A 26094-nucleotide genomic window follows, 5' to 3' on the forward strand; every position below is an offset into this window, starting at 1 on the left:
GAGGGGGTGTGTTCAAGGCTGGATCAGCCGCGGTGACGGCCGCGGAAGTAGTTGATCAGGCCCTGGGTGGACGCGTCTTCAGCGGCGGTTTCTTCGCTGCCGACCAGGCGGTTGTACACGCCTTTGCCCAGTTCCTTGCCCAGCTCCACGCCCCACTGGTCGAAGGCGTTGATGCCCCAGACCACGCTTTGCACGAAGACTTTGTGTTCGTACATCGCCACCAGTGCGCCGAGACGACGCGGGCTGATGCGCTCGACCACCAGGGTGTTGCTCGGACGGTTGCCCGGGATCACCTTGTGCGGTGCGAGTTTCTGCACCTGGTCTTCGCTCATGCCCTTGTCGCGCAGTTCCGCTTCGGCTTCCGGCAGGGTCTTGCCGAGCATCAGCGCCTGGCTCTGCGACAGGCAGTTGGCGTACAGCCACTGATGGTGGTCGGAGACCGGGTTGAAGCTGACGATCGGCACGATGAAGTCGGCCGGGATCAGTTGGGTCCCTTGGTGCAGCAACTGGTGATAAGCGTGCTGACCGTTGCAACCGACGCCGCCCCAGATCACCGGGCCAGTGTCGGTCGACACCGGGGTGCCGTCCTGACGCACGCTCTTGCCGTTGGATTCCATGTCCAGCTGTTGCAAGTGCTTGGTGATATTACGCAGGTAGTGGTCGTACGGCAGGATCGCGTGGCTTTGCGCGCCCCAGAAGTTGCCGTACCACACGCCGAGCAGGGCCAGCAGCACCGGCATGTTCTGTTCGAACGGCGCGCTCTGGAAATGCTGGTCCATGGTGTAGGCACCGGACAGCAGTTCCTTGAAGTTGGACATGCCGATGGCCAGCGCGATTGGCAGGCCGATGGCGGACCACAGCGAGTAACGACCGCCGACCCAGTCCCACATCGGGAAGATGTTTTCTTCGCGGATACCGAAGGCCACGGCGGCGGCATTGTTGCTCGATACGGCGATGAAGTGGCGATACAGCTCGGCTTCCGAACCACCCTGGGCCAGGTACCAGGCGCGTGCGGCCTGGGCATTTTTCAGGGTTTCGAGGGTGTTGAACGATTTCGACGAAACGATGAACAGCGTGGTCTCGGCGCGCAGTTTCTGCGTCAGCTCGTGGAACTCGCTGCCGTCGATGTTCGCCAGGTAATGGCAACGCACGCCTTTCTGGGCGTAGGACAGCAGGGCTTCGGAGACCAGCTCGGGGCCGAGGAACGAGCCGCCGATGCCGATGTTCACCACGTCGGTGATCGGCTTCTCGGTGTAACCGCGCCACAGACCGTCGTGGATGCGGCCCACGAGATCGGTGATCTGGTTCAGCACCTTGTGTACCTCAGGCATCACGTTGACGCCGTTGACCGACAGCTTGTCGCCGACCGGGCGACGCAGGGCGGTGTGCAGCGCCGGGCGGCCTTCGGAGGAGTTGACGATTTCGCCGTCGAACAGCGCCTTGATCGCGCCCTTGAGACCGACTTCGTTGGCCAGACCCACCAGCAGATTGCGGGTCTCGGCGTTGATCAGATTCTTCGAATAGTCGAGAAACAGTCCGCAGCTGCTGAGGGTGAACTGATTGAAGCGCTGCGGATCGGCGTTGAAGGCTTCGCGCATGCTGAAATCCTGCATGGCTTGGCGGTGATCTTTCAACGCTTGCCAGGCAGGCAGAGCGGTAACGTCATGAGGAGTGCGGTAGTACGCCATCGCTGCGGTTTTCCTTTTTACTTGAACGGCCTTTTGAACTCTGAAAAGACCTCCCCACCATGTTTGGGCGAGGGGGCAACTGCGTCGACACGATTACTTGGGCGCAGGGCGAATACAGTAAACCCAGCGCCGCGATCTGTCTTGGCTTTGTCTGACCTGTTTTCGGTACTTTTTTAACATTGATAACAGACGGGGCCGACAGACGGCGAGTAATGCGAGCAAGTCCCTGCTTATCGCGTGGCGTCGAACGGCAGGAAGTTTGCCCGATGGGCAGGTGCTCAGCAATACGGTCTGGAAGCGCGTGCAGACGCTGTGGGAGCGGGGTTGCTCCCACAGCGTTTGCCGGTGTTCAGGCGGGGGTATCGAGATTCAGGTGCAGGTTGTCGATCAACCGGGTGGTGCCGAGGAAAGCCGCGACCAGAATCACCAGATCACGATCGTCCGCCGTTGCCGGGCGCAGGGTCAGGGCGTGGCGGATCTCCAGATAATCCGGGCGCAGGCCGGCGGCTTCCAGTTGCTGGCGTTGCGCCTGGATCAGGGCAGGGAAGTCGCGTTCACCTTGCTTGATCGACTCGGCAATGCTGCTCAGGGTGCGATAGACCACCGGCGCCACAGCGCGCTGTTCTTCACTGAGGAAACCGTTGCGCGACGACAGCGCCAGACCGTCGGCGGCGCGTACGGTCGGCTCGCCAATGATCTGGATCGGCATGTTCAGGTCGTGCACCAGCGCGCGGATCACCGCCAGTTGCTGGAAGTCTTTCTGGCCAAAGATCGCCAGGTCCGGCTGGACCATGTTGAACAGCTTGCTGACCACCGTCGCCACGCCTTCGAAGTGCCCCGGACGGCTGGCGCCGCACAGGCCTTCGGACAGTTGCGGCACGCTGACCCGGGTCTGCCCGGCCATGCCGTCGGGGTACATTTCCTCGACGGTCGGGGCGAACAGCAGATCGCAGCCGGCTTCCAGCAGTTTTTCCTGATCCGCCGCCAAGGTGCGCGGGTATTTGTCGAGGTCTTCGCCGGCGCCGAACTGCAGCGGGTTGACGAAAATGCTCGCGACCACGAAGTCCACGCGCTGGGTGGCCTTGGTGATCAGCGCGATGTGGCCGCTGTGCAGGTTGCCCATGGTCGGCACGAAGCCGATGCGCTTGCCTTCACTGCGGGCGCGCGCCACGGCGGCGCGCAGTTCACGTACGGTTTTGACGGTGTTCATGCAGAGAATCCGTGTTCGATCCCGGGGAAAGTGGTGGCTTTGACTTCACTGACGTAAGCCTTCAGCGCGGACTGGATGCTGTCCTGACCCTGCATGAAGTTCTTCACGAATTTCGGCACACGGCCGCTGATCGACAGGCCGAGCATGTCGTGCAGCACCAAGACCTGACCGTCGGTATTCGAACCGGCGCCAATGCCAATCACCGGGATTTTCAAGGCCTGGCTGATTTCAGCCGCCAGTTCGCTCGGCACGCATTCGAGCAGCAGCATGGCTGCACCGGCCTGCTCCAGCGAGATCGCGTCGGCGCGCATCTGGCGTGCCTGGTTCTCGTTGCGACCTTGCACTTTATAGCCACCGAGAATGTTCACGGCTTGCGGGGTCAGGCCCATGTGGGCGCAGACCGGCACACCGCGTTCGGCCAGCAGGCGGATCGAATCCGCCAGCCACAAGGCGCCTTCGACCTTGACCATGTGCGCGCCGGCCTGCATCAGCAGGGCGCTGTTGGTCATGGTTTGCTCGAGGGTGGCGTTGGCCATGAACGGCAGGTCGGCCAGGATCAAGGCATCAGAGTTGCCGCGTTTGACGCTGGCAACGTGGTAGGCCATTTCTGCGGTGGTCACCGGCAGGGTGCTGTCGTGACCCTGCAGGACCATGCCGAGGGAGTCGCCCACCAGCAGCACTTCGACACCGGCCTCGTTGCAGGCGTGGGCGAAGGTCGCGTCATAGCAGGTCAGCATGGTGATCTTTTCACCTTTCTGCTTGAGGCTCTGGAGCGTGGTCAGGGTGATGGCTGGCATGTAAGAAATCCTCGTTCAGGCGCTTTGGAAACTACTGCGAGTAACGCGCGTGATTCGTCATCTATTCAGGCGCACGCTCTTTTGTCGTGCTTATAAGGCCTGGATTGCGCCCTTGTATGCCGGGTTGGCGGCAGCGGGACGCCTATAGTCGTGATGAGGCCTCAGGAAGTCAATTGCATGTGTTACCGCATTGTTACGAGGGGAGTGTTACCGGCGTTACTGATGCGATTCAGCGGGCCGGCGGGCCTGATCTGCGGGGTTTTTGTCCTACAAAAACCGGGATTTGGACAGGTCGATGTGGGAGCGGGCTTGCTCGCGAAGGCGTCGTGCCAGTCAGCATCTTATTGAGCTGATACACCGCATTCGCGAGCAAGCCCGCTCCCACAGGGATAGATGTCAGGGGTGGGGAAGGCGTTCGAGGCCGACGAACGGGCAGGCTGCGAGAAGATCGGCAAGGGTGCGGCCATCGGCCAGGCGCAGATCTTCGGGCGCCAGTTCGGCCAGGGGATAGAGAACGAACGCGCGTTCCTGCATGTGGTAATGCGGGACTTTCAGGCGCGGTTCGTCGATCAGGCGATCACCGAACAGCAGAATGTCCAGATCCAGCGTGCGCGGGCCCCAGCGCTCCAGGCGTTCGCGGCCCTGATCGTTTTCGATTGCCTGCAAGGCATCGAGCAGATCAAGCGGGGCGAGCGCGCTTTCGAGTGCGGCAACCGCGTTGGTATAACGCGGTTGGCCCGGCAGCAGCGAGTCGCTTTGGTAGAAGGCAGATACGCCGACCAGTTCGGTCTCGGGCAATTGCCCCAGCGCGTCGACCGCGCTGCGCAGTTGTTCGGCCGGGTCAGCCAGGTTGCTGCCCATGCCGATGTAGATGCGTTCCATGCCTTATTCGCCCGTGGCGCTCGGTGCGCCAGCGCGTTTGCGTTTGGAGCCGCTGCTGCGGCGACGCTTGCGCGGTGCGCCACTGGCGTCATCACCCTTGCCACTGAGGTCGCGGATCATGTCGCGACGTTCGCTGTCGTTGGCGTCCTGATAATCGGTCCACCATTCACCCAGGCCATCGGTCTGCTCGCCAGCGCTTTCACGCAGCAGGAGGAAGTCGTAGCCGGCGCGGAAGCGCGGATTGTCCAGCAGCAGGTCGGCGCGTTTGCCGCTGCGGCGTGGCAGGCGTTCCTGCATGTCCCAGATCTCGCGGATCGGCATGGTGAAGCGTTTTGGAATCGCGATGCGCTGGCACTGTTCGGCGATCAGTTCGTGAGCGCCTTCCTGCATGGCTGGAATTGGCGGCATGCCGCGCTCTTGCAGACGTAGCACTCGGGCCGGCAGGGCAGGCCACAGCAGGGCAGCAAACAGGAACGCCGGGGTTACCGGTTTGTTCTGCTTGATCCGCAGGTCGGTGTTGGTCAGTGCTTCGCTGATCAGCGTGTGGGTATATTCCGGGTTGTGTTCCAGCGCATCGGCACTGGCCGGGAACAGCGGCGCGAACAGTTGCAGGTCGACCAGCATCTCGAACGTGATCGCGCCATGACCGGAGAGGAACAGCTTGAGCACTTCCTCGAACAGGCGTGCCGACGGAATCTCGCGCAGCATCGGCGCCAGTTCGCGGATTGGCTGGACGGTGTGCTTCTCGATACCGAAATTGAGCTTGGCGGCGAAACGCACGGCCCGCAGCATCCGCACCGGGTCTTCCTGGTAGCGTTGCTTCGGGTCGCCGATCAGACGGATCAGGTGATTACGGATGTCGTGTACGCCGTTGGCGTAGTCGAGGATGCGCTCGCTGACCGGATCGTAATACAGGGCGTTGATGGTGAAGTCGCGGCGTTGCGCGTCTTCTTCCAGGGTGCCGTAAACGTTGTCACGCAGAATGCGCCCGCTCTCGTTGCGCGAAGACTGGTTGCTGTCTTCGTCGTCTTCGTTTTGCGGGTGATTGGCGCGGAAGGTCGCGACTTCAATGATTTCGCGACCGAAATGGATGTGTACCAGCTTGAACCGGCGGCCGATGATCCGCGCATTGCGGAATTCGGCGCGAACCTGCTCGGGGGTGGCGCTGGTGGCGACGTCGAAGTCTTTGGGCGTGATGCCCAGCAGCATGTCTCGCACGCAACCGCCAACCAGGTAGGCCTGGTAGCCGGCGCCCTGCAGACGTTCGACGATGTTGACCGCGTAACGGCTGAATTGCGCCTTCTGCAGCGAGTGTTGGCCGCTGTTGAGGACTTCAGGCGTGCTACGGATGTGTTGCGTACGACGCAGGGGAGTTCGGAATGACTGGAACAGCTTCTTCAGCATGGGATGCACTGTTTGAAGGAATGTTCGGCCATACCAGAGAATGACCGCATGATGGGCCGGGATTCTAGCATTTAGTCGAGGGATGGTGTAGGACGCTGCCGTTTTGCGCTGCAAGCCGCAGGCTAGAGGGGGTGGAGATGCGTCAGAAGGGGGGATTTGCCAGAAAGGAGAAACTACAAGGGGAGCCGAAGCTCCCCAAGAAGTAGTTGCGTGCTCTTTTTATTATTGATTCGGGCTTCTTGTTTTTGTTGAGTGCCCTCGCCATGAAGCTTTTCCTTCATGACCCTCCCAATCGGGAGCCAAGAGCAAACGGATTGCTTTGGTCGCTGTGTTGCAGTGATCTTGCGATCCAACCAGTACAGGCTCTGTCTTAAGACAGTTTTTGTTGTTCTCGGCCTGGTCGTGGGGCTAGCCCCAAATACAACGCCTCTCCAAAAGAATCAGTTAGCTGCGCCTCTCGCCGTCTTGTTTTTATTGTGCGTGAGTCGATTCGTCTTATTTTTATTGTCTTGTGCATTGCTTGTTATTGTTCTTGTACCAAACATATAGCAGGTGCCGTGCCAACTTTTGCGAACCCCAATAAAACAAGGGGTTAGGTCGATATAACCGTTTTCGCAGGTCGAAAAAAAGCCGGGGTTTCGTTACCGATAACCCCGGCTTCTGTTACGTGAAAAGACTGAGGTAACAGTTTTTTCACCTCTTCAACGGTAGCCCGCACACTCGACAGGTAACGTTCAGCTCTCGCTGGCGACCCCGGTCTTGCGCCGTGGAATGCCCAGACGCTGACGGCGTTCCCACAGGCATTTGCGGCTGACGCCCAGTTTGCGCGCCAGTTCGGTCTCGGTCATGTGGTCCTGATGCTCGAGTACGAAATGCTGGAAGTAGTCTTCCAGTGACAGGTCTTCGGTCGGTTCGTGGCTGCTGTTGCTGGCGTTACCGGCCGTTTGCGCCGGCAGGCCGATGAATTCGTCGTCCTCCAGGTCGCCCAGTTCGATGTCGATGCCCAGCAGGTCGGCAGAAATTTCCGGGCTTTCGCTCAGAATCACCGCGCGCTCGACGGCGTTTTCCAGCTCCCGCACGTTACCCGGCCAGGAATAGTGCCGGATCGCCTGTTCGGCATCGGCGGCAAATTTCAGGTCGGTGCGGTTGATGCGGGCGCTCTGACGAGCGAGGAACGCATTGGCGATTTCGTTGACGTCGGCGCCACGCTCGCGCAGGGCTGGCAGTTTCAACGCGATCACATGAAGGCGATAGTACAAGTCTTCACGGAACTGGCCGATTTTCGCCAGACTCTTGAGGTCCCGGTGGGTTGCAGCGATCAGCCTGACATCGACCTTCTGCGACTGGACCGAGCCCACCCGGCGAATTTCGCCTTCCTGCAATACGCGCAGCAAACGAGCCTGGGCTTCCAGTGGCAACTCGCCAATTTCGTCGAGGAACAGCGTGCCGCCGTCCGCCGCTTCCACCAGACCGGCGCGACCGGCGCTGGCGCCAGTGAACGCACCTTTCTCGTGGCCGAACAGTTCGGACTCGATCAGGCTTTCCGGGATGGCTGCGCAGTTCACCGAGATCATCGGTGCCTTGGCGCGTTTCGACAGGTTGTGCAGGGCGCGGGCCACCAGTTCTTTACCGGTACCGGACTCGCCCTGGATCAGCACGTTGGAATCGGTCGGGGCGACTTTACGGATCTTGCCGTAAAGATCCTGCATCGGCGGACACGAGCCGATGATGCCGATTTCGCCATTGCTGTTATCGATCGCGGATTTGCCGCTGCCATTGGCCGATTTGGCCGGAGCTGCTTCGCCGACGGCGGGCGCCGACTGGCGATCGCGCAGGATCCGCGCGACAGCCTGCAGCATTTCATCGTGGTCGAAAGGCTTGGCGATGTAATCCACCGCGCCCATCTTCATCGAGTCGACCGCCGAGCGCAGGCTGGCGTAGCTGGTCATGATCAGCACCGGTGTGCCCTGGCCGAGCTTGATCAGCTCGGTACCCGGAGCGCCCGGCAGACGCAGGTCGCTGACGATCAGATCGAATGTGGGAATACTGAAGCGTTCTTGTGCTTCCTGCACTGAACCGGCTTCGCTGACCTGGTACTGGTTGCGTTCCAGCAGGCGGCGCAAGGCGGAGCGGATAATGGTTTCGTCTTCGACGATCAAAATGTGCGGCATTGATTCGATACTCTCGACGGTCTCAGTTCACAGCGGACGTCGCTTCGACATGGCGCGGCAATGTCACCCGGATACGGGTGCCGCGCTGGCTCTGAACATCAGCCGGGCTGTCGATGGTGATTTGTCCATAATGCTCTTCAACGATGGAATAGACCAGTGCAAGGCCCAGACCGGTGCCTTCGCCAGGATCCTTGGTGGTGAAGAAGGGTTCGAACAATCTGTCCATGATGCTCGATGGAATACCGCTGCCTTCGTCTTCGACGATCAGATCGACCGTGTGTTCGCCGGCTTCGCTCTTGACCCGCACCGCACTGCCCGCAGGCGAGGCGTCACGGGCGTTGGAGAGCAGATTGATCAGCACCTGGGCGAGCCGCTGCGGGTCGCCTTCGACCCAGTGATCCGGATCGCACAGGTTGTAGAACTGGACTTCGAAATTGCGCCGGTTGAGCGCCAGCAAGCCGATGGCGTCCTGCGCGACTTCCGCCAGACAGACGGGCTCGTCGCTGTGCTGATGGCTGCCGGCGTGGGCGAAGCTCATCAACGACTGGACGATGCGTGACACGCGTTTGGTCTGTTCAAGGATCTGGCCGCTGATTTCCGTTAGCTCGCCGTCCTCTTCGCGCTCTTCCCGCAGGTTCTGCGCAAGGCAGGCGATGCCGGTGATCGGGTTGCCGATTTCGTGAGCAACACCCGCCGCGAGTCGACCGATGCTGGCCAGGCGCTCGGAGTGCACCAGTTTGTCTTCGAGCATCTGGGTTTCGGTCAGGTCTTCCACCAGCAGCACCAGGCCGCTGTTGCCCGGTGCCAGCGGCTCGTCGATCGCCGCTTTGTGCAGGTTCAGCCAGCGGGTCTGGCCGTCGAGGGCCAGATGCTGTTTGTGCAAGTGTTCGTCCGGCAGGTGGATGAAGCCTTGCAGCAGATCCTTCCACGGATTGGCGATGGTGCTCAGGCGCGAGCCGACCACCCGTTGCGCGGCAATCCCGGTCAGTTCTTCCATGGCCTTGTTCCACATCAGGATCTCCTGATCCTTGGCCAGCGAGCAGACGCCCATCGGCAGTTCCTGCAGGGTCTGGCGGTGGTAACGGCGCAGGGCATCGAGTTCGGCGGCCAGCCCGGTCAGGCGCGAGTGGTAATCCTCGAGGCGGCTTTCAATGAAGTGGATGTCTTCTGTGACGTAGTTTTCGCCGCCGGCCTTGTACGGCAGGAAGGTTTCCACCATGTCCTGGGCGACGCTCGGGCCCATCAGGCCGGAGAGGTTGGCTTCGATCCGGTCACGCAGGCGGCGCAAGGCATAAGGGCGGCGCTCGTCGAATGGCAGATAAAGGTCACGCAGGGCCTGTTCGACTTCTTTCTGCGCAGCCTTGGCGCCCAGCGGCTTGGCCAGTTGCGTGGCGAATTCCTGCGGCGAGGCCGCATGCAGCTCCCGGCGTTGCGGACGGCGTACGTTATCCACCGCGCAGGCTTCGGCGGCGCTGGCCTCTTCGGGGCTGGCATTGGTGAACAGCGAAATCAGCGTGAACATCAGGACGTTGGCCGCCAGCGAGGCGATGGCCGCCATGTGCCAACTGGTGTCGTCCAGTACGTAGATCATGTTCAGCAGCGGAATATAGAAACCCTGCAGATTGCCGACCAGCGGCAACAGCATGGTCACGACCCACACCACAATCCCCGCCAGCAGACCGGCGATAAAGCCGCGGCGATTGGCGGTCGGCCAGTACAGCACCGAGAGCACGCCCGGCAGGAATTGCAGGGTCGCAACGAAAGCGACGATGCCGAGGTTGGCCAGATCCTGCTCGGCGCCGAGCATCAGGTAGAAGCAGAAACCGGCCATGATGATCGCGACGATCAGCGCCCGGCGGGTCCATTTCAACCAGCGATAGATATTGCCCTCGGCCGGTGGCTGATAGAGCGGCAGCACCAGATGGTTCAGGGCCATGCCCGACAGCGCCAGCGTGGTGACGATGATCAGACCGCTGGCCGCCGACAGACCGCCGACATACGCCAGCAACGCCAGCGACTTGCTGTTGGCGGCGATGCCGATACCGAGGGTGAAGTATTCCGGATTGGTGGTGGCGCCGAGTTTCAGGCCGGCCCAGAGAATCAGCGGCACAGCCAGGCTCATCAACAGCAGGAACAGCGGCAGGCCCCAGCTTGCGCTGACCAGCGAGCGCGGGTTGAGGTTTTCAGTGAAGGTCATGTGATACATGTGCGGCATCACGATCGCCGAGGCGAAAAACACCAGCAGCAATGTGCGCCACGGACCTTCCTGCAAGGGTGTGTGCAGGGCGGCGAGGGCGGTCTGGTTCTGCAGCAGCCACAGTTCAAGTTGCTGGGGGCCGTCGAATACGCCGTACAGCGCGTAGAGGCCGACGCCGCCGAGGGCTGCCAGTTTGATCACCGATTCGAAGGCAATCGCGAATACCAGCCCTTCGTGCTTTTCACGGGTGGCGATATGACGGGAACCGAAGAAGATCGTGAACAGAATGATCAGCGCACAGAACGCCAGGGCTACGCGGTTCTGTACCGGTTCGCCGGTGAGGATGCCGATGGAATCGGCCACGGCCTGGATCTGCAACGCCAGCAGCGGCAATACGCCGATCAGCATGAAAATCGTGGTCAGCGCACCGGCCCAGGTGCTGCGAAAGCGGAAGGCGAACAGGTCTGCCAGCGACGACAGTTGATAAGTGCGGGTGATCTTGAGGATCGGATACAGCAGCACCGGCGCCAGCAGAAACGCGCCGGAGACCCCGAGATAACTGGACAGAAAGCCGTAGCCGTACTGATAGGCCAGACCCACCGTGCCATAGAACGCCCACGCACTGGCGTAGACCCCCAGCGACAGGGTGTAAGTCAACGGATGGCGAATGATCGCCCGCGGGATCATGCCCCGTTCACTGATCCAGGCCACGCCGAACAACGCGGCCAGGTAGGCGGCGCTGATCAGCAGCATCTGGGTCAGGCTAAAGCTCATCGGCATCTTTTTGGCTCTGCAGGATGAAGGTCACGACAATCAGGATCAGCCAGAGCAGATAAGGGCGATACCAGGCGCCCGTAGCGTCGATCCACCAATCCATGATGGCGGGAGAAAACAGGTAGATCCCCACGACCAGAAGCAGGACCAAACGATAGATGTACATCCCGGCCTCTCTTTTTTATGCGCGTGCCCGAAAACGTGCGGCGATGGTAACGGATGGGCGCGCCACTGCAAGTGTCGTCACAGCAGTTGCGCTTCGGGCAGGGTCAGTGTGCGCGGGATTTTCAAGGCATCCCAGTGGACGCTGCCCCAGTTCAACAGTTCTTGCGGCGTGGCGTGGGCCAGTTCGGGCCCCGGGTCTTGCCCCAGTGCGCGCAGGGCCCGCAGCAACAATGGCGTGGCCTGATCGGCTTCCAGTGGTGGCGAGCGATAGGACTTGCCGAGCTTGTTGCCGTCCGGCTGGGTAATCAGTGGCAGATGCAGATAGCGCGGTTGGCGCAGGCCCAGCAATTCCTGCAGGTAGAGCTGGCGCGGTGTGGAGTCGAGCAGATCGGCACCGCGCACGATGTCGGTGATGCCCTGCCAGGCGTCGTCCAGAACCACCGCCAGTTGGTAGGCGTAGAGGCCGTCGCGGCGGCGGATCACGAAATCTCCCACGTCACGGCCCAGATGCTGGCGGTATTCGCCCTGCACCCGGTCGATGAAGTGGTATTCCAACTCCGGCACGCGCAGGCGAATCGCCGCGTCTTCCTGGCCATGGCCGGCATTGCGGCACAGTCCCGGATAAATGCCGTGGTATGGCTCCAATTGTTTGCGCGAGCAGGTGCAGGCGTAGGCGAGGCCGTGATTGAACAGGCTGTCGAGCACTTGCGCGTAGGCCTCGTGCCGATCGCTCTGGCGAACCATCTCGCCGTCCCATTCGAAGCCATAGCTTTCCAGCGCCTTGAGAATCGCCGCTTGCGCGCCCGGCTCTTCCCGGGGCGGATCGAGATCCTCCATGCGCACCAGCCAGCGACCGCCCACCGAGCGTGCGTCCAGATAAGAGGCCAGGGCGGCAACCAGCGAACCGAAGTGCAGGTGCCCGCTGGGGGTCGGGGCGAAGCGGCCAATATAGGCGGGGGAGGTGTTGGCAGTCATGAGGGCGATGTTACTTGAGAGTCAAAAAACGGCAGAAACAAAAACGGAGCGTTCGCACGCTCCGTTTTTCGTTCAGGCCGGGATTATTTGCCGACCTGCTTTTCCTTGATTTCCGCCAGGTTCTTGCAGTCGACACACATGTCGGCAGTCGGACGGGCCTCGAGGCGCTTGACGCCGATCTCGATGCCGCAAGAGTCGCACCAGCCGTACTCTTCGTCTTCGATCAGTTGCAGGGTCTTGTCGATCTTCTTGATCAGTTTGCGCTCGCGGTCGCGGGCGCGCAGCTCGAGGGCGAACTCTTCTTCCTGGCTGGCACGGTCGGCCGGATCAGGAAAGTTGGCCGCTTCGTCTTTCATGTGATCAACAGTGCGGTCGACTTCCTGCATCAAGTCGAGTTTCCACTTGGTCAGGATCTTGGTGAAATGCGCACGCATAGGCGCGCCCATGTACTCTTCGCCCTCTTTAGGGACGTAAGGTTCGAAACCGCTGAGTGTCTGACTTGCCTGTTGCTTTGCTTGGGTGGGCATGAAATGGACCGCCTCTACTCTTGTAATCCATTGCGCAGGATTGCTCCATCACCGACACCTGCCGGCCCTGCGGCTGCAAGCGGGCGAACTTACCAGATCAATTCGACCCGCGCTACTCCCGGATGTCGAGCGCGTGGCCGAGGGGACTTGCAAATGTTTGCCAAGCCATGTCCGGCGGTGCTGCAAACCTGCTCAATCACTGATTTTAGTCAATCCTGGAGCGTACGCTCGGGTCGTTACAGTCCAGTGTTCTTGTGGCTGTGACCGCTGCGGGTTCTCGCTCGTTCCGGCAGATGGGTAGAATCGTTTCTTTTCCCTCGTTGAAGGAAGGCCAATGGCTCAGCCCTACAGTGCGCGCAGTCGTGCGATCGAACCGTTCCATGTGATGGCGCTGCTGGCGCGGGCCAATGAATTACAGGCCGCCGGCCACGACGTGATCCACCTGGAAATCGGCGAACCGGACTTCACTACCGCCGAACCGATCATCCGCGCCGGCCAGCAAGCCCTGACAGCCGGGAAAACCCGTTACACCGCAGCCCGTGGCATTCCCGAACTGCGTGAGGCGATTTCCGGCTTCTATCAGACGCGCTACGGCTTGAACATCGATCCTCGACGGATTCTCATCACCCCCGGCGGTTCCGGGGCGTTGCTGCTGGCCAGTGCGTTGCTGGTGGATCCGGGCAAGCACTGGCTGCTGGCCGACCCCGGCTATCCCTGCAACCGGCACTTTTTGCGTTTGGTCGAAGGCGCGGCGCAGCTTGTACCAGTTGGCCCGGACGTGCGTTATCAACTGACGCCGGACCTGGTGGCGCGCCACTGGGACCACGACAGCGTCGGTGCGCTGGTCGCTTCGCCGGCCAACCCGACCGGTACGATTCTGACCCGCGATGAGCTGGCCGGGTTATCCACAGCCATCAAGGCGCGTCACGGGCATCTGGTGGTGGACGAGATCTATCACGGTCTGACTTACGGCACCGACGCGGCCAGTGTGCTGGAAGTGGACGACAGCGCATTTGTCCTCAACAGTTTCTCCAAATATTTCGGCATGACCGGATGGCGCCTCGGCTGGCTGGTGGCGCCGGATGCGGCGGTCAGTGAACTGGAAAAACTCGCGCAGAACCTCTACATCAGCGCGCCAAGCATGGCCCAGCATGCGGCGCTGGCCTGTTTCGAGCCGGACACCATCGCGATTCTCGAAGAGCGCCGCGCCGAATTCGGCCGTCGCCGTGACTTCCTGCTGCCGGCATTGCGGGAGCTGGGCTTCGACATTGCCGTAGAGCCGGAAGGCGCGTTCTATTTGTATGCCGATATCAGCCAGTTCGGCGGCGATGCCTTCGCGTTCTGCCGGCATTTCCTCGAAACCGAGCATGTAGCCTTCACGCCGGGGCTGGATTTCGGTCGCTATCAGGCCGGTCATCATGTGCGCTTTGCTTACACGCAAAACCTCCCACGCCTACAGGAAGCGGTAGAGCGTATCGCCCGTGGCTTGAAGAGCTGGCAAGGCTGATGCGCTTTCATCCTCCTCTTGAAGAAGGCCGGTTGATCCGCCGTTACAAGCGTTTTCTCGCCGATATCGAAACCGTTGGCGGCGAGTTGCTGACCATTCATTGCCCGAACACCGGCTCGATGCTCAATTGCCAGGTCGAGGGCGGGCAGGTCTGGTTCAGTCGCTCCACAGATCCGAAACGCAAACTGCCCGGTACTTGGGAAGTCGGTGAAACCCCGCAGGGCCGGCTGTTTTGCGTGAACACCGGACGCGCCAACGCACTGGTCGAAGATGCCTTGCAGGCCGGTGTCATCAGCGAATTGAGCGGGTTTACCGGGCTCAAACGCGAGGTGGCGTACGGGCAGGAAAAGAGCCGGATCGATTTTCGCCTCGACTACCCGACGGGCCCGGCGTATGTGGAAGTGAAAAGTGTCACGCTGGGTTTCGACGGCACGGCGGTCGCGGCATTTCCCGATGCAGTGACCGATCGCGGCGCCAAGCATTTGCGTGAGCTGGCGCATCTGGCCAGGGACGGGATTCGCGCGGTGCAGTTGTACTGCGTCAATCTCACGGGTATCGAAGCGGTGCGTCCTGCCGAGGAAATCGACTCGGCCTACGCCGCTGCGCTGCGTGAGGCGGTGGCGTGCGGGGTCGAAGTCCTGGCGTACGGCGTGCGTTTGAGCCATGAAGAGATGGTGATCGACCGGCGCCTGGACGTGCTGCTCAACGGTTAAACATCGATCCACAGCCCTTGCGCGTCTTCACGGCAAGGGATGGCCGTCAGCGATTGCCCGGCGCACGGGCCGGCGACGCATTCACCGTCTTCGATCAGAAACAGTGCGCCGTGGGTGGCGCACTGGATCAGGCTGTTGCTTGGGTCGAGAAACTGGTCGGGCTGCCATTCCAGTCCGACGCCCCGATGCGGGCAGCGATTGAGATAGACGTAAGCCTGCCCCGCACGGCGCACGGCAAACAGTTTTTTCCCGTCGATATCGAAACCGCGACTGCCGTCCTCAACCAGATCGGCGCCCGCGCAAAGAAACTTCATGGCTATCCTCAAATGTCGGCTCGTGTCTGGATATGTCCGAGCTTGACGTTCAAATGCAAACAATTATCAAATGGCCGCCTTCACCCGTGGCGAGGTGACCGCTGCCGAGGATACTTGGCCTGCCGTCCCGATGCCCGGGAAAACCTTTCAAGGAAGCTGTCTATGCGCCTGAGTACCCGCGTTGCCGTGCTGTGTGTCGGACTTTTGGTCAGCCACCAGGCTGCAGCGGCCGAGTTGCCGCAACGTTGGGTCAGCGCTGGCGGCGCGTTGTCGGAGTGGGTGAGTGCGCTGGGCGGTGAGGCGAAACTGGTGGGCGTCGACACCACCAGCCAGCACCCGCAGTCCCTCAAGTCCCTTCCAAGCATCGGCTACCAGCGCAGCCTGTCGGCCGAAGGCATCCTCAGCCTGCGCCCGGACATTCTGATCGGCACCGAAGAAATGGGCCCGCCGCCAGTGATCTCCCAGGTTCGCAGCGCCAAGGTGCAGGTGGAATTGTTCTCGGCTCAGCCGGATCTGCCGACGCTGGAGAAAAACGTTACCCATCTGGGGCAGTTGCTGGGCGCCGAAAGTCAGGCGACTCAGCTGCTGCAAAGTTATCAACAGCAACTCGATGCGCAGAAGGCGCGTGTGATTACGGTGCAATCAAAGCGGAAAGCACCGGGCGTGCTGTTGCTACTTGGGCATGCCGGCGGAAAACCGTTGATTGCCGGCAAAGACACCGCCGCCGATTGGCTGCTGCAACAGGCGGGCGGGCATAACCTTGCGACCCACACCGGGTACAAGCCGTTTTCTGTGGAATCCCTGGCCAGCCTCGATCCTGAAGTGCTGGTATTCGCTGACCGTGCGCTGACCGGCGAGGCGGCGAAAGCGGCGCTGTTCAAGGAAAACCCGATCCTCAATTCCAGCCGCGCGGCCAAGACCGGACGCGTGCTGGAGCTGGACCCGACGCTGCTGGTGGGCGGGCTCGGGCCGCGATTACCGGCAGCGCTGAAAACCCTGTCTGACGGTTTCTACCCGGCCAAGAGCGGCCAATGACCACGCTGGTCAAACCCCGTGGCTTGTTTATCGGCCTGATCCTGCTCTGCCTGCTGGCGATCTGGCTTTCGCTGGCGCTGGGGCCGGTCAGTCTGCCGTTATTCGACACCTTGCGCGCAGCGTTGCGCATGATCGGTGTGCCGCTGGCGCCGGACGGGCTGGAACAGGCTGAACTGATTCTCGGGCAGATTCGTCTGCCGCGTACGTTGCTCGGGCTGGCAGTTGGCGGTGTGCTGGCGTTGTCCGGGGTGGCGATGCAGGGGCTGTTTCGTAATCCGCTGGCGGATCCGGGGCTGGTCGGCGTCTCGAGTGGAGCGGCGTTGGGCGCTGCGGTGGCGATTGTCGGCGGTTCGTTTTTTGGTGGATTGCCGGAGTGGTTCGGGCCTTATCTGCTGTCGGTTTGCGCGTTTCTCGGTGGTCTGGGTGTGACGGCGCTGGTTTATCGTCTCGGTCGCCGCAATGGGCAGACCAATGTCGCGACCATGTTGCTGGCGGGTATCGCTCTGACGGCGTTGGCCAGCTCGGCGGTGGGACTGTTTACCTATCTGGCTGATGACGCGACATTGCGCACGTTGACGTTCTGGAACCTGGGCAGCCTCAACGGCGCGAGCTATGCGCGGTTGTGGCCGCTGCTGATCATCACCGCCGGTGTTGCACTGTGGCTTCCACGTCGGGCAAAGGCGCTCAATGCGTTGCTGCTCGGCGAATCGGAAGCCGGGCATCTGGGGATCGATGTCGAGCGGCTCAAGCGCGAATTGGTGTTCTGCACGGCGTTGGGTGTGGGCGCGGCGGTGGCGGCGGCGGGTATGATCGGTTTTGTCGGGCTGGTGGTGCCGCATCTGGTGCGCTTGCTCGCGGGGCCGGATCATCGGGTATTGCTGCCGGCATCGGTGCTGGCCGGGGCGAGTCTGTTGTTGCTGGCGGATCTGGTGGCGCGGCTGGCACTGGCACCGGCGGAGCTGCCGATCGGCATCGTCACCGCGTTCATCGGTGCGCCGTTCTTCCTTTATCTGCTGCTGCGAGGGCGTGCCTGATGCTGCGTGCGCACAATCTGCACATCCGCCGTGGCCGCAAGACCGTTCTGGCCGATGTCAGCCTGCAGCTCGAACCGGGCGAAGTGCTGGGTGTACTGGGGCCGAATGGCGCCGGCAAGAGCACTTTGCTCGGCGCGTTGTGCGGTGAGCTGAGCGCACACGAAGGGGAAGTGCTGCTGGACGGTGAGGCACTGAGCCATTGGGGCGGCACTCAGCGCGCTCAGCGGCTGGCGGTGTTGCCACAGGTGTCGACCCTGGATTTTGCCTTTCGTGTTGAAGAAGTGGTCGGCATGGGGCGTCTGCCTTATCAGAGCGGGCGGGTGCGCGATGACGAGATCGTCGCTGCCGCGTTATTGGCGGCCGATGCCGGGCATCTTAGTGGCCGCAGTTATCTGGCGCTGTCCGGCGGCGAGCGTCAGCGGGTGCATCTGGCGCGGGTGCTGGCGCAACTCTGGCCGGGTCAGGCGGGGCAGACGTTGCTGCTTGATGAGCCGACCTCGATGCTCGATCCGCTACATCAACACACGACGCTGCAGGCAGTGCGCGAATTTGCTGATCGTGGCGCGGCGGTGCTGGTGATCCTGCATGATCTGAATCTGGCGGCGCGCTATTGTGATCGCATCCTGCTGCTGGAGGGCGGGCGCCCGGTGGCGCTGGATACGCCGCAACAGGTGTTGCGCCCGGAATCGCTGAAGGCGGTTTTCGGTCTGGAAGTATTGGTGCAGCCGCACCCGGAGCGCGGGCATCCGCTGATCATCGCCCGCTGATGTCGTCATCGAGGTGAGGGTATGCGCAGGATTCTGCTGTTGGCGGTGTTGTGGCTTGCGGGTTGCCAGCATGTTGCGGCGCCGCCGGTCGTGGCCGAGATCCGTGATCTGCGCAGCGGCGAGCGTCTGACGGCGCAGCAGTTACTGAAGCAACTGAGCAGACCGTCGCGGCTGATCATTGGCGAACAGCATGACAACGCCGATCACCATGCCCTTCAATTGTGGTTGTTGCAGAACCTCGAAGAAACACGACCCCAAGGCAGTCTCCTGTTGGAAATGCTGACGCCCGATCAACAGTCGCGCGTCGATGACGTGCGCCATGCCGCAACGCCACCCACTGATCTTCCTGCAGCATTGGCCTGGCAGGACGGTTGGGACTGGAATCTCTACGGACCGATTGTTCGGTTTGCCCTGACACAATCCTGGCCAGTGCTGGCGGCCAATCTCGATAACATCGAAATTCGTGCGTTCTATCGTGATCCTCCGGTTTTGAGCGGTGAGCGCAGCAACGCGAAATCTGTGAAAGAGACGCTGTTGGAGCAGATCGGCGATTCTCACTGCGGCATGCTGCCGTCATCGCAAATGCCGGCGATGCTGGCCGTTCAGCAACAACGGGATCGGCGCATGGCCTCGCGTTTGTTGGCGGCGCCCGCGCCTGCGTTGTTATTAGCGGGTGCGTATCACGCGCGCAAGGATGTGGGGGTGCCGTTGCATGCGCTGGATCTGGGCGCGCCCGAAGCGCCGACGGTGCTGATGCTGGCGGAGCAAGGCAGCCAGATCACGGCGGCGATGGCTGATTATGTCTGGTACACACCGGCCACGCCGAAACAGGATTATTGCGCCGAGATGCGTAAACAGTTCAGTAAGAAATGACTTTTCCACAGGCAAAAAAAGACCCGGTAAAAACCGGGTCAAATAACCGTGATTAGCCTGATGAGGAGATAATCTGAGAGTCCGAACCAAGGGCTTTTCAGAATATCGACTGATCTCGCGATCAGTTGTGATAATCATAGCGATTCTCATTACCAAGTCAACTGCTGTTTTTTCATTTCTTTCGTTTTGTCCCGGCAATGGCGTAAACGCCCCGTGAATACGGGCGTCAGGTCTGGGCTGTGAGCTGCTTGTTGAGCTGGTCGATACGCCGCGCCATGCTTTCGATCAGGCTGTGGGCGATTTTCGGATTGGTGCGGGTCATGCTCAGAAACTGATCGCCGGGAATCAGCATTACCGTGCTTGCCTCCCGGGCTATGACCGTCGCGTTGCGCGGCTCGCCCGTGAACACAGCCATTGCACCGAATATTTCATCCTTGGGCACGTCGCCTACCTTGTGCCCGTTAACAAACGCTTCGGCGTGTCCTTCGATAATCACGAACACATGGTCGGCGTCATCGCCCTCGCGGATCAGAATGTCTCCGGCGTCGACCCGCTTGAAACCATTGGTGCTGCGAAACTCACGCGGCTTGAACTCGGCAACGGCGTGGGCCAGCAGCGCCATTTGCCCGAGCAGGTAGCGCAGAAACTGCTCCGAGCGCGATGGTTCGCCATACACATGTTGAAACAAATCACTTAGGCGATAGGGCAGTAATGTCAACGGGTTGTCTGAGTACAGCGTGCAATCCGCCCATTCCGGCCCTTGTTGCAGACCGATCAAATCTCCCTCGTGCCAGTAGAACAAGCCTCGACCGCTGACTCGGCCGGTGATGACACCTTGCGTGAGCAAGAACAACTGATCGTCCGGCAAGGGTGCCAACAGATCATCCGTTGCTTCCAGGTCCAGCGCTGGCCCGCACGGCGCCAGGCCCTCAAGCCATTGCGCAGGCAAGCACTGCAAGTGGTTGATCAATGCATCGGCCTGGGCCGATTGTTCCCCGAGCAGGTACATGGCGGTCAGTGCCCGTTAGTTCTTGTGGCGAGAGGAAATGGCTTCCAGCTGCTTGTTCAGCGCATCCTTGCGTTCGGGGGGAATGTCGTTCCAGTGCACATCCATCAACGCCCCTTCGATCGCGTACAACAACACCTTCGACGCCCGAAACCCGCGAGTGCGCACGGCCCGGTAGGCATCCACCGCGCCCAGGCGACGCAGATCCGAGGCGCTATGGATGCCCACGGCATGCAGCCATTGCGCCGACGTCTTGCCAAGATTCTTCAGGTGTTGCAGTTCATCATTCATCAAGCCTCCTTGCGACGGCCGAATGGTGCGTGGGCGAGCTTCTCAGGAGTGTAGCCATCAGTAGGAAAAGCGTGGTTGTTTGGTCGGATTCAACGCAAACGCTTCTAAGAAACGTCAGTTTCCGTTGATGAATCAGGATGGGGGGGGGGCGAGGGAAAATTACCAATAGCACGCAGTCCAGCGCAAAGCGGGGGCGCTGGACGGTTCAGGTTTTTAAAAGCTTCAGCGGGTGCGATAACGCAGGCGCGTACCGAAATTCATCGACATCAGGATTTCGTCGGCACTCAGCTCCGGCGGGAAGTAGGCCCCGGAAATCTGCGCATGAGCCAGGCTCGCGCCTTCCAGCGAGGCGTTGCGAAAGTCGATGCCGCGCAGGTCGGCGGAACGGAAGTAGGCGTCCCGGAAATCCACGCCATCGGCGTTCAGTTCACGCAGGTCCAGGCCGCGAAAATCACCACCAACCATGTCGATCGGACCGTCTTTCGGGCGTTCATTGTTGAAACCTGTGATGTCGTCTTTGTGCAGCAAGGCATAAAGCGGGGTGTCGAGAAGTTTCGGCTGGCTCATGTCAAATCACCTGTTGGTTTTATGACGCCAGTATAGTGCCACTATTTGACGGCCGTGAAGCGAGCGAGGGCTTCACGGCCGAAATAGTTTCTTACAGACCTGGCAGGCGCTGGCGGATCTGCGCCACGACGGTATCCAGGGTGCCGGATTCATTGGTCTGCACGCGTTTGCTGCGCAGGATTTCTTCCGGCGTCAGCGCTTCGCGGTTGGCCTGTTGTGCTTCGATCACAGCGAGGGTCGCGTCGGACGGATCCTTCTTGTCCGCCTGACGAATCGCCAGCCAGCTCTCGATCACGGCCTGCGGAGCATTGCAGTCGAGGATCAGGAATGGCGCGCCAGTGGCTTCGGCGACCTTGGCGGCGTTGTCGCGTTGTTCGCGCTTGAGATAAGTGGCGTCGATCACCACCGGGAAACCGGCGTGCAGAATCACTTCGGCGATTTCATGCAGACGAGCATAAGTCGCGGTGCTGGCTTCGGCGCTGTAGATCCCGGCCTGAACATCATTGGCAACGGTTTGCTCACCGAACAGACGTTTGCGCTCGACATCGGAACGCAGGCGGATCGCGCCCAGCGCTTCGACCAGACGCATGGCCACGTGGCTTTTGCCTACAGCGGACACGCCGTGGGTAATCGCCATGAAGCGCGAAGGAATGGTGCTGTAGCTTTCCGCCAGGTTGGCGTAGTTGCGGTACTGGCGCAGGGTGGTGGCACGCTGCACCGGAGTGGCATCGGCCGGCATGCTGAACAGTGCGACTTTCGCACGTACCAAGGCGCGGTAAGCCTTGTAGAAGTTCAGTACTTCCAGGCCTTGGTAGTCGCCGGTCAGTTCCAGGTACTGGCTGATGAAGCGACGGGCCAGGGATTTCAGGCCACGGTCTTCCAGGTCCATCGCCAGGAAACCGGTGTCGGCCCAGACGTCGGTGAAACGGAACGGTTCGTTGAATTCGATGCAGTCGAAGATCACGACTTTGCCGTCGATCAGCGTGGCGTTGCCCAGGTGAATGTCACCGTGGCATTCGCGAGTGAAGCCGTCCGCCTTGCGCTGGGCGAACAGCGGTTTCAGGCGATCGAAGCTGCTTTCGGCCCACGCTTGCAGGGCGTCGAGTTGCAGAAGATCGTTCTTGTCGCTGAGGAATGGCAGGATCTGTTCGAAATTCTGGCGCACCGGCGCCATTACGCTTTCAGGCGTGCCGGCATCGTGTTCCGCCGGGACTTTCGGCGCGTTGAGGTGGAAGCGGGCGATCTGTTCGGCCATTGCGTCGACGTGCGCGGTGGTCAGCTCGCCGTTGGCTTGCAGGGTGCTGAGCAGGCCGCTCTGCGGGAACTGGCGCATTTTCAGCAAGTATTCGATGGCCGGGCCTTCGCCGCCCAGTTGCGGAGCTTCCGCACTGCCGGTTACGGGAATCACTTCCAGATACAAATCTTCGGTCAGGCGCTGGTTCAGGCGCAGCTCTTCACCGCAGAAGTGTTCACGGGAATCAAGGCCGGTGAAATCGAGGAAGCCGAAATTCACCGGCTTCTTCACTTTATAAGCGTAGGGACCGGTGAGCAGTACCCACGAGATATGGGTTTCGATGACCTGGAACCCTTCGACGGGATGCGGGTAGAGGGCCGGGTTTTGCAGGGCAGCGATCAGGGACTGGCTCACGGACGATCCTTCAGAGACTGGGAGAAATTCAAGGCGCTCATTATGGCCGCTCGCCAGCCCGACGCAAACCTCGGAGCGCTCCTGTTGAGTATGAATAAAGTGCGTATAATCCGCCGCCATGACTCGTACTCGATCCCCCCGTACCCCTAAAAAACCAGCTTCCCGGGGCCTGCGCCCATGGTTGGGCTGGGCCCTTAAACTCAGTCTGGTCGGCCTTGTGGTGCTGGCCGGCTTCGCCGTTTACCTCGATGCCGTGGTGCAGGAGAAGTTCTCCGGCAAGCGCTGGACCATCCCGGCCAAGGTTTACGCGCGCCCGCTCGAGCTGTTCGTCGGACAAAAGCTGAGCAAGGACGATTTCCTCACCGAACTCGATGCCCTGGGCTATCGCCGCGAAGCCGTGAGCAACGGTCCCGGCGCGGCGGCGGTCAATGGCAATACGGTTGATCTGAATACCCGTGGCTTCCAGTTCTATGAAGGCCTCGAGAAACCGCAGCCGGTGCGCGTGCGTTTCTCCGGCGATTACGTGGCCGAACTCTCGGCGACCAACGGTTCGAAGCTCTCCGTGGTACGCCTGGAGCCGCTGATGATCGGCGGTATCTACCCGAAAAACCTTGAAGACCGGATTCTGATCAAGCTCGATCAGGTGCCGCCGTATCTGCTGGAAACCTTGGTCGCCGTGGAAGACCGGGATTTCTACAGCCACTGGGGCGTGTCGCCGAAATCGATCGCCCGTGCAGTCTGGGTCAACACCTCGGGCGGCAAGATGACTCAGGGCGGCAGTACGCTGACCCAGCAACTGGTCAAAAACTTCTACCTCACCAACGAACGCAGTCTGACCCGCAAGCTCACCGAAGCGATGATGGCGATGCTGCTCGAGCTGCATTACGACAAAAAGGAAATCCTTGAGGCGTACCTCAACGAAGTCTTTGTCGGTCAGGATGGTCAGCGGGCGGTGCACGGTTTCGGTCTGGCGAGCCAGTTCTTCTTCGCTCAGCCTTTGTCCGAGCTGAAACTGCATCAGGTCGCGCTGTTGGTCGGCATGGTCAAAGGTCCGTCCTATTACAACCCGCGTCGCAACCCGGAGCGTGCGCTGGAACGACGCAATCTGGTGCTCGACGTGCTGGAGCAGCAGGGCGTCGCTTCTGCCGAACAAGTCGCCGCTGCGAAGAAAATGCCGTTGGGCGTGACCACACGCGGCAAGCTGGCCGACAGCTCGTTCCCGGGCTTCATCGATCTGGTCAAACGCCAGTTGCGTGAAGACTATCGCGACGAAGACTTGACCGAAGAAGGCCTGCGGATCTTCACCAGTTTCGATCCGATCCTGCAGATGAAAGCCGAAGCGTCGGTCAACGACACCTTCAAGCGTCTGTCCGGCCGTAAAGGTTCCGACGACGTGGAAGCGGCGATGGTCGTAACCAACCCGGAAACCGGTGAGGTCCAGGCCATGATCGGCAGCCGTCAGGCGAGTTTTGCCGGGTTCAACCGGGCGCTGGATGCGGTGCGGCCGATCGGCTCGCTGATCAAACCGGCGGTTTATCTGACGGCACTGGAGAAACCAAGCCAGTACACGCTGACCAGTTGGCTGTCGGACGACCCGCTTTCGATAAAAGGCGCAGACGGACAGGTCTGGAAACCGCAGAACTATGATCGTCGCTCCCACGGCACAGTGTTCCTATATCAGGGGCTGGCGCATTCCTACAACCTCTCGACCTCGCGTCTCGGTCTGGCGGTCGGTGTTCCGAATGTCCTCAAGACGCTCGCGCGACTGGGCGTAACCCGCGAGTTTCCGGCGTTCCCGTCGATGCTGCTCGGTGCTGGCGGCATGACCCCGATCGAAGTCGCGACCATGTACCAGACCCTGGCCAACGGTGGCTTCAATACGCCGATGCGCGGGATCCGCAGCGTGCTGACTGCCGATGGCGAGCCGCTCAAGCGTTATCCGTTTCAGATCGAGCAGCGTTTCGATCCGGCCTCTATCTACCTGATCCAGAACGCCATGCAGCGGGTCATGCGTGAAGGTACCGGCAGTTCGGTTTATAACGTGTTGCCAAGAACCCTGACACTGGCGGGCAAGACCGGTACCAGTAACGATTCGCGCGACAGCTGGTTCGCCGGTTTCAGCCAGGATCTGCTGGCGGTGGTCTGGCTCGGCCGTGACGACAACGGCAAGACGCCGTTCACCGGGGCCACCGGTGCGTTGCAGGTCTGGACCAGTTTCATGCGCAAGGCCGATCCGCTGCCGCTGGACATGCCGCAGCCGGACAACGTGGTGCAGGCCTGGGTCGATTCGCGTACCGGCCAGGGCTCCGATGCCAACTGTCCGGGCGCCGTGCAGATGCCGTATATTCGCGGCAGCGAACCGCCACCCGGCGCCTCCTGCGCGGGCGAAAGCCCGGCATCGGGCGAGTCGGTGATGGATTGGGTCAAGGGCTGGATGAATTAAGCAAAGAGGGTTTCAAGTGAACAAGTGGTTGATTCCAGCGGTGACCGCCGTGGCTTTGCTCAGCGGCTGCTCCACCGTACAGCGTGGTTCGATCCCGGTTGTGGATTCCGGCACCGCCGTGTCCAACAGCGAGCGTATTTCGGCCAATGGCGGTTTCCGTCAAACGACGGTGAAACGTCCTGCACAGGCCCAGACTCAGGCGATCCCGCAAGGCGATACCGGTGTGGTAGTGATGGTGCCGGGCGGCGCAGCGGCTTCGGCACCGATCAGCTCTTCGCCGATCGTTCCGGGCCCGGCATCCGGCGGCATCACGCCGGGGCCGTATAACCCGTCGGCGGTCGAGTCGGCGCCGATCAGCTCCGGCAGCTACAGTATGCCTTCGACGCCGAGCGGCATTCCTTCGGCCAGCAGCGGCGGCGGTCTGTCTGCCGATGAACAACTGGACGGTCCGGTTCTCGCGTTGTTGAGCACTGCGCAACAGCAGCAGGCCGGTGGCGACCTCAACGGCGCGTCCTCCAGCCTGGAGCGCGCCCAGCGTGTAGCGCCGCGCGAGCCGCAAGTGCTTTACCGTCTGGCGCAGGTACGTATGGCCCAGGGCGATGCGCCGCAAGCCGAGCAGACCGCTCGCCGTGCGTTGACCATGGCCAATGGTCGTCCGGACTTGCAGGCCAGTCTGTGGGAATTGATCGCTCAGGCACGTGAGAAGCAAGGTGATTCCGCCGGCGCCACTCTGGCCCGTCAGAAGGCCAAGGTTTCGCTGTGATGGACAGTCGTTTCTCCAAAGTCGCCGATCAACTGCTGTTGATCGAGCGTGAACTGCGCGCCCAGGGCTGGTGGGATGACGTCCAGCCCTCGGTCGAAGCCCTGAGCAGTGTCGAGCCGTTTTCGGTCGACACCCTCGATTTCGAGCAGTGGCTGCAATGGATCTTCCTGCCGCGGATGAAGATGATCCTCGAACAGGATCTGCCATTGCCCAATGCCTCGGGCATTCAGGAAATGGCCGAGATGGTTTTTGCCCAGCGCAATCTGCAGGGCAAGGATCGGCAGCTTCAGGTATTGCTCAAAGAGTTCGACCTGCTGATCACCGCTTCGCGCTGAACCGAAAA

General features: G+C 61.1%; 24 protein-coding genes. 9 read left to right on the forward strand and 15 right to left on the reverse strand.

Annotated elements, in window-relative coordinates:
- Nucleotides 1-23: 23 nt before the first annotated feature.
- From pgi to dksA, 10 genes are all read right to left on the reverse strand, one after another.
- A complete protein-coding gene (gene pgi, locus CAF74_RS22040) occupies nt 24-1688 on the reverse strand; it encodes a glucose-6-phosphate isomerase (protein ID WP_085747742.1) in 1665 nt (554 codons plus the stop codon).
- A 349-nt stretch (nt 1689-2037) separates the two neighbouring features.
- Nucleotides 2038-2898: a pantoate--beta-alanine ligase gene (gene panC, locus CAF74_RS22045; protein WP_085747743.1), complete on the reverse strand. Its 861-nt coding sequence runs from the start codon at nt 2896-2898 to the stop codon at nt 2038-2040.
- Complete coding sequence (gene panB, locus CAF74_RS22050; protein ID WP_085747744.1) at nt 2895-3695, reverse strand: 3-methyl-2-oxobutanoate hydroxymethyltransferase; 801 nt, start codon at nt 3693-3695, stop codon at nt 2895-2897. The genes panC and panB overlap by 4 nt, the downstream gene beginning before the upstream one ends.
- A gap of 396 nt (nt 3696-4091) precedes the next feature.
- Nucleotides 4092-4577: a 2-amino-4-hydroxy-6-hydroxymethyldihydropteridine diphosphokinase gene (folK, locus tag CAF74_RS22055; RefSeq protein ID WP_085747745.1), complete on the reverse strand. Its 486-nt coding sequence runs from the start codon at nt 4575-4577 to the stop codon at nt 4092-4094.
- A gap of 3 nt (nt 4578-4580) precedes the next feature.
- Complete coding sequence (locus CAF74_RS22060; RefSeq protein ID WP_007959609.1) at nt 4581-5981, reverse strand: polynucleotide adenylyltransferase PcnB; 1401 nt, start codon at nt 5979-5981, stop codon at nt 4581-4583.
- 734 nt (nt 5982-6715) lie between these two features.
- Nucleotides 6716-8152 carry a sigma-54 dependent transcriptional regulator gene (locus CAF74_RS22065; protein ID WP_085747746.1) on the reverse strand — a complete coding sequence of 479 codons (1437 nt, stop codon included), beginning with the start codon at nt 8150-8152 and terminating at the stop codon, nt 6716-6718.
- Nucleotides 8153-8174: 22 nt separating this feature from the next.
- On the reverse strand, nt 8175-11129 hold the full coding sequence (locus CAF74_RS22070) for a sensor histidine kinase (protein WP_007959612.1): 2955 nt from the start codon (nt 11127-11129) through the stop codon (nt 8175-8177).
- A complete protein-coding gene (locus tag CAF74_RS29085) occupies nt 11113-11289 on the reverse strand; it encodes a hypothetical protein (RefSeq protein WP_003176118.1) in 177 nt (58 codons plus the stop codon). Before CAF74_RS29085 ends, CAF74_RS22070 begins: the two co-directional genes overlap by 17 nt.
- 77 nt (nt 11290-11366) lie before the next feature.
- On the reverse strand, nt 11367-12263 hold the full coding sequence (gene gluQRS, locus CAF74_RS22075) for a tRNA glutamyl-Q(34) synthetase GluQRS (protein ID WP_085747747.1): 897 nt from the start codon (nt 12261-12263) through the stop codon (nt 11367-11369).
- 83 nt (nt 12264-12346) lie between these two features.
- Nucleotides 12347-12790, reverse strand: a complete 444-nt coding sequence (gene dksA, locus CAF74_RS22080; protein ID WP_039771633.1) for an RNA polymerase-binding protein DksA — start codon at nt 12788-12790, stop codon at nt 12347-12349.
- 334 nt (nt 12791-13124) lie between these two features.
- On the opposite strand from dksA, the gene CAF74_RS22085 reads away from it, so the two are divergent.
- The gene (locus CAF74_RS22085) at nt 13125-14297 is read left to right on the forward strand and encodes a pyridoxal phosphate-dependent aminotransferase (RefSeq protein WP_085747748.1); all 1173 of its coding nucleotides are present in this window, start codon (nt 13125-13127) and stop codon (nt 14295-14297) included.
- Entirely contained in the window at nt 14297-15010 is a 714-nt protein-coding gene (gene sfsA, locus CAF74_RS22090) for a DNA/RNA nuclease SfsA (protein ID WP_085747749.1), read from the forward strand. Before CAF74_RS22085 ends, sfsA begins: the two co-directional genes overlap by 1 nt.
- Here the strand turns inward: sfsA and CAF74_RS22095 are convergent.
- Entirely contained in the window at nt 15007-15324 is a 318-nt protein-coding gene (locus CAF74_RS22095) for a Rieske (2Fe-2S) protein (protein ID WP_085747750.1), read from the reverse strand. The two genes, sfsA and CAF74_RS22095, sit on opposite strands and share 4 nt — an antisense overlap.
- Nucleotides 15325-15486: 162 nt before the next feature.
- Between CAF74_RS22095 and CAF74_RS22100 the strand changes: the two genes are divergently transcribed.
- Genes CAF74_RS22100 through CAF74_RS22115 form a run of 4 tightly spaced genes read left to right on the forward strand, consistent with a single transcriptional unit; the run spans nt 15487 to nt 19033 of the window.
- A complete protein-coding gene (locus CAF74_RS22100; protein ID WP_085747751.1) occupies nt 15487-16359 on the forward strand; it encodes a hemin ABC transporter substrate-binding protein in 873 nt (290 codons plus the stop codon).
- 50 nt (nt 16360-16409) lie between these two features.
- Nucleotides 16410-17393 carry an iron ABC transporter permease gene (locus CAF74_RS22105; RefSeq protein WP_170928972.1) on the forward strand — a complete coding sequence of 328 codons (984 nt, stop codon included), beginning with the start codon at nt 16410-16412 and terminating at the stop codon, nt 17391-17393.
- Entirely contained in the window at nt 17393-18160 is a 768-nt protein-coding gene (locus CAF74_RS22110; protein ID WP_085747752.1) for a heme ABC transporter ATP-binding protein, read from the forward strand. The genes CAF74_RS22105 and CAF74_RS22110 overlap by 1 nt, the downstream gene beginning before the upstream one ends.
- A 21-nt stretch (nt 18161-18181) precedes the next feature.
- The gene (locus CAF74_RS22115; RefSeq protein ID WP_085747753.1) at nt 18182-19033 is read left to right on the forward strand and encodes a ChaN family lipoprotein; all 852 of its coding nucleotides are present in this window, start codon (nt 18182-18184) and stop codon (nt 19031-19033) included.
- Between the two features lie 226 nt (nt 19034-19259).
- Here the strand turns inward: CAF74_RS22115 and CAF74_RS22120 are convergent, their stop codons facing one another.
- The 4 genes from CAF74_RS22120 to CAF74_RS22135 all read right to left on the reverse strand — a co-directional run bounded on the left by CAF74_RS22120 (nt 19260) and on the right by CAF74_RS22135 (nt 22545).
- On the reverse strand, nt 19260-20042 hold the full coding sequence (locus CAF74_RS22120) for a Crp/Fnr family transcriptional regulator (RefSeq protein WP_085747754.1): 783 nt from the start codon (nt 20040-20042) through the stop codon (nt 19260-19262).
- A gap of 15 nt (nt 20043-20057) precedes the next feature.
- Entirely contained in the window at nt 20058-20330 is a 273-nt protein-coding gene (locus CAF74_RS22125; RefSeq protein ID WP_085747755.1) for a TfoX/Sxy family protein, read from the reverse strand.
- A 222-nt stretch (nt 20331-20552) separates the two neighbouring features.
- The gene (locus CAF74_RS22130; RefSeq protein ID WP_007959639.1) at nt 20553-20897 is read right to left on the reverse strand and encodes a pentapeptide repeat-containing protein; all 345 of its coding nucleotides are present in this window, start codon (nt 20895-20897) and stop codon (nt 20553-20555) included.
- A 91-nt stretch (nt 20898-20988) separates the two neighbouring features.
- Nucleotides 20989-22545 carry a bifunctional aminoglycoside phosphotransferase/ATP-binding protein gene (locus CAF74_RS22135; RefSeq protein WP_085747756.1) on the reverse strand — a complete coding sequence of 519 codons (1557 nt, stop codon included), beginning with the start codon at nt 22543-22545 and terminating at the stop codon, nt 20989-20991.
- Nucleotides 22546-22663: 118 nt separating this feature from the next.
- On the opposite strand from CAF74_RS22135, the gene mrcB reads away from it, so the two are divergent.
- The 3 genes from mrcB to CAF74_RS22150 are packed head-to-tail and all read left to right on the forward strand — an operon-like array spanning nt 22664 to nt 26086.
- A complete protein-coding gene (mrcB, locus tag CAF74_RS22140) occupies nt 22664-24988 on the forward strand; it encodes a penicillin-binding protein 1B (RefSeq protein ID WP_007959641.1) in 2325 nt (774 codons plus the stop codon).
- Nucleotides 24989-25004: 16 nt separating this feature from the next.
- Nucleotides 25005-25751: a hypothetical protein gene (locus CAF74_RS22145; protein WP_007959642.1), complete on the forward strand. Its 747-nt coding sequence runs from the start codon at nt 25005-25007 to the stop codon at nt 25749-25751.
- Nucleotides 25751-26086 carry a YqcC family protein gene (locus CAF74_RS22150; RefSeq protein ID WP_064599443.1) on the forward strand — a complete coding sequence of 112 codons (336 nt, stop codon included), beginning with the start codon at nt 25751-25753 and terminating at the stop codon, nt 26084-26086. Before CAF74_RS22145 ends, CAF74_RS22150 begins: the two co-directional genes overlap by 1 nt.
- Nucleotides 26087-26094: the final 8 nt, after the last annotated feature.

Source organism: Pseudomonas sp. R45(2017) (genome assembly GCF_002112305.1).
Classification (GTDB): Bacteria; Pseudomonadota; Gammaproteobacteria; order Pseudomonadales; family Pseudomonadaceae; genus Aquipseudomonas; species Aquipseudomonas paraglycinae.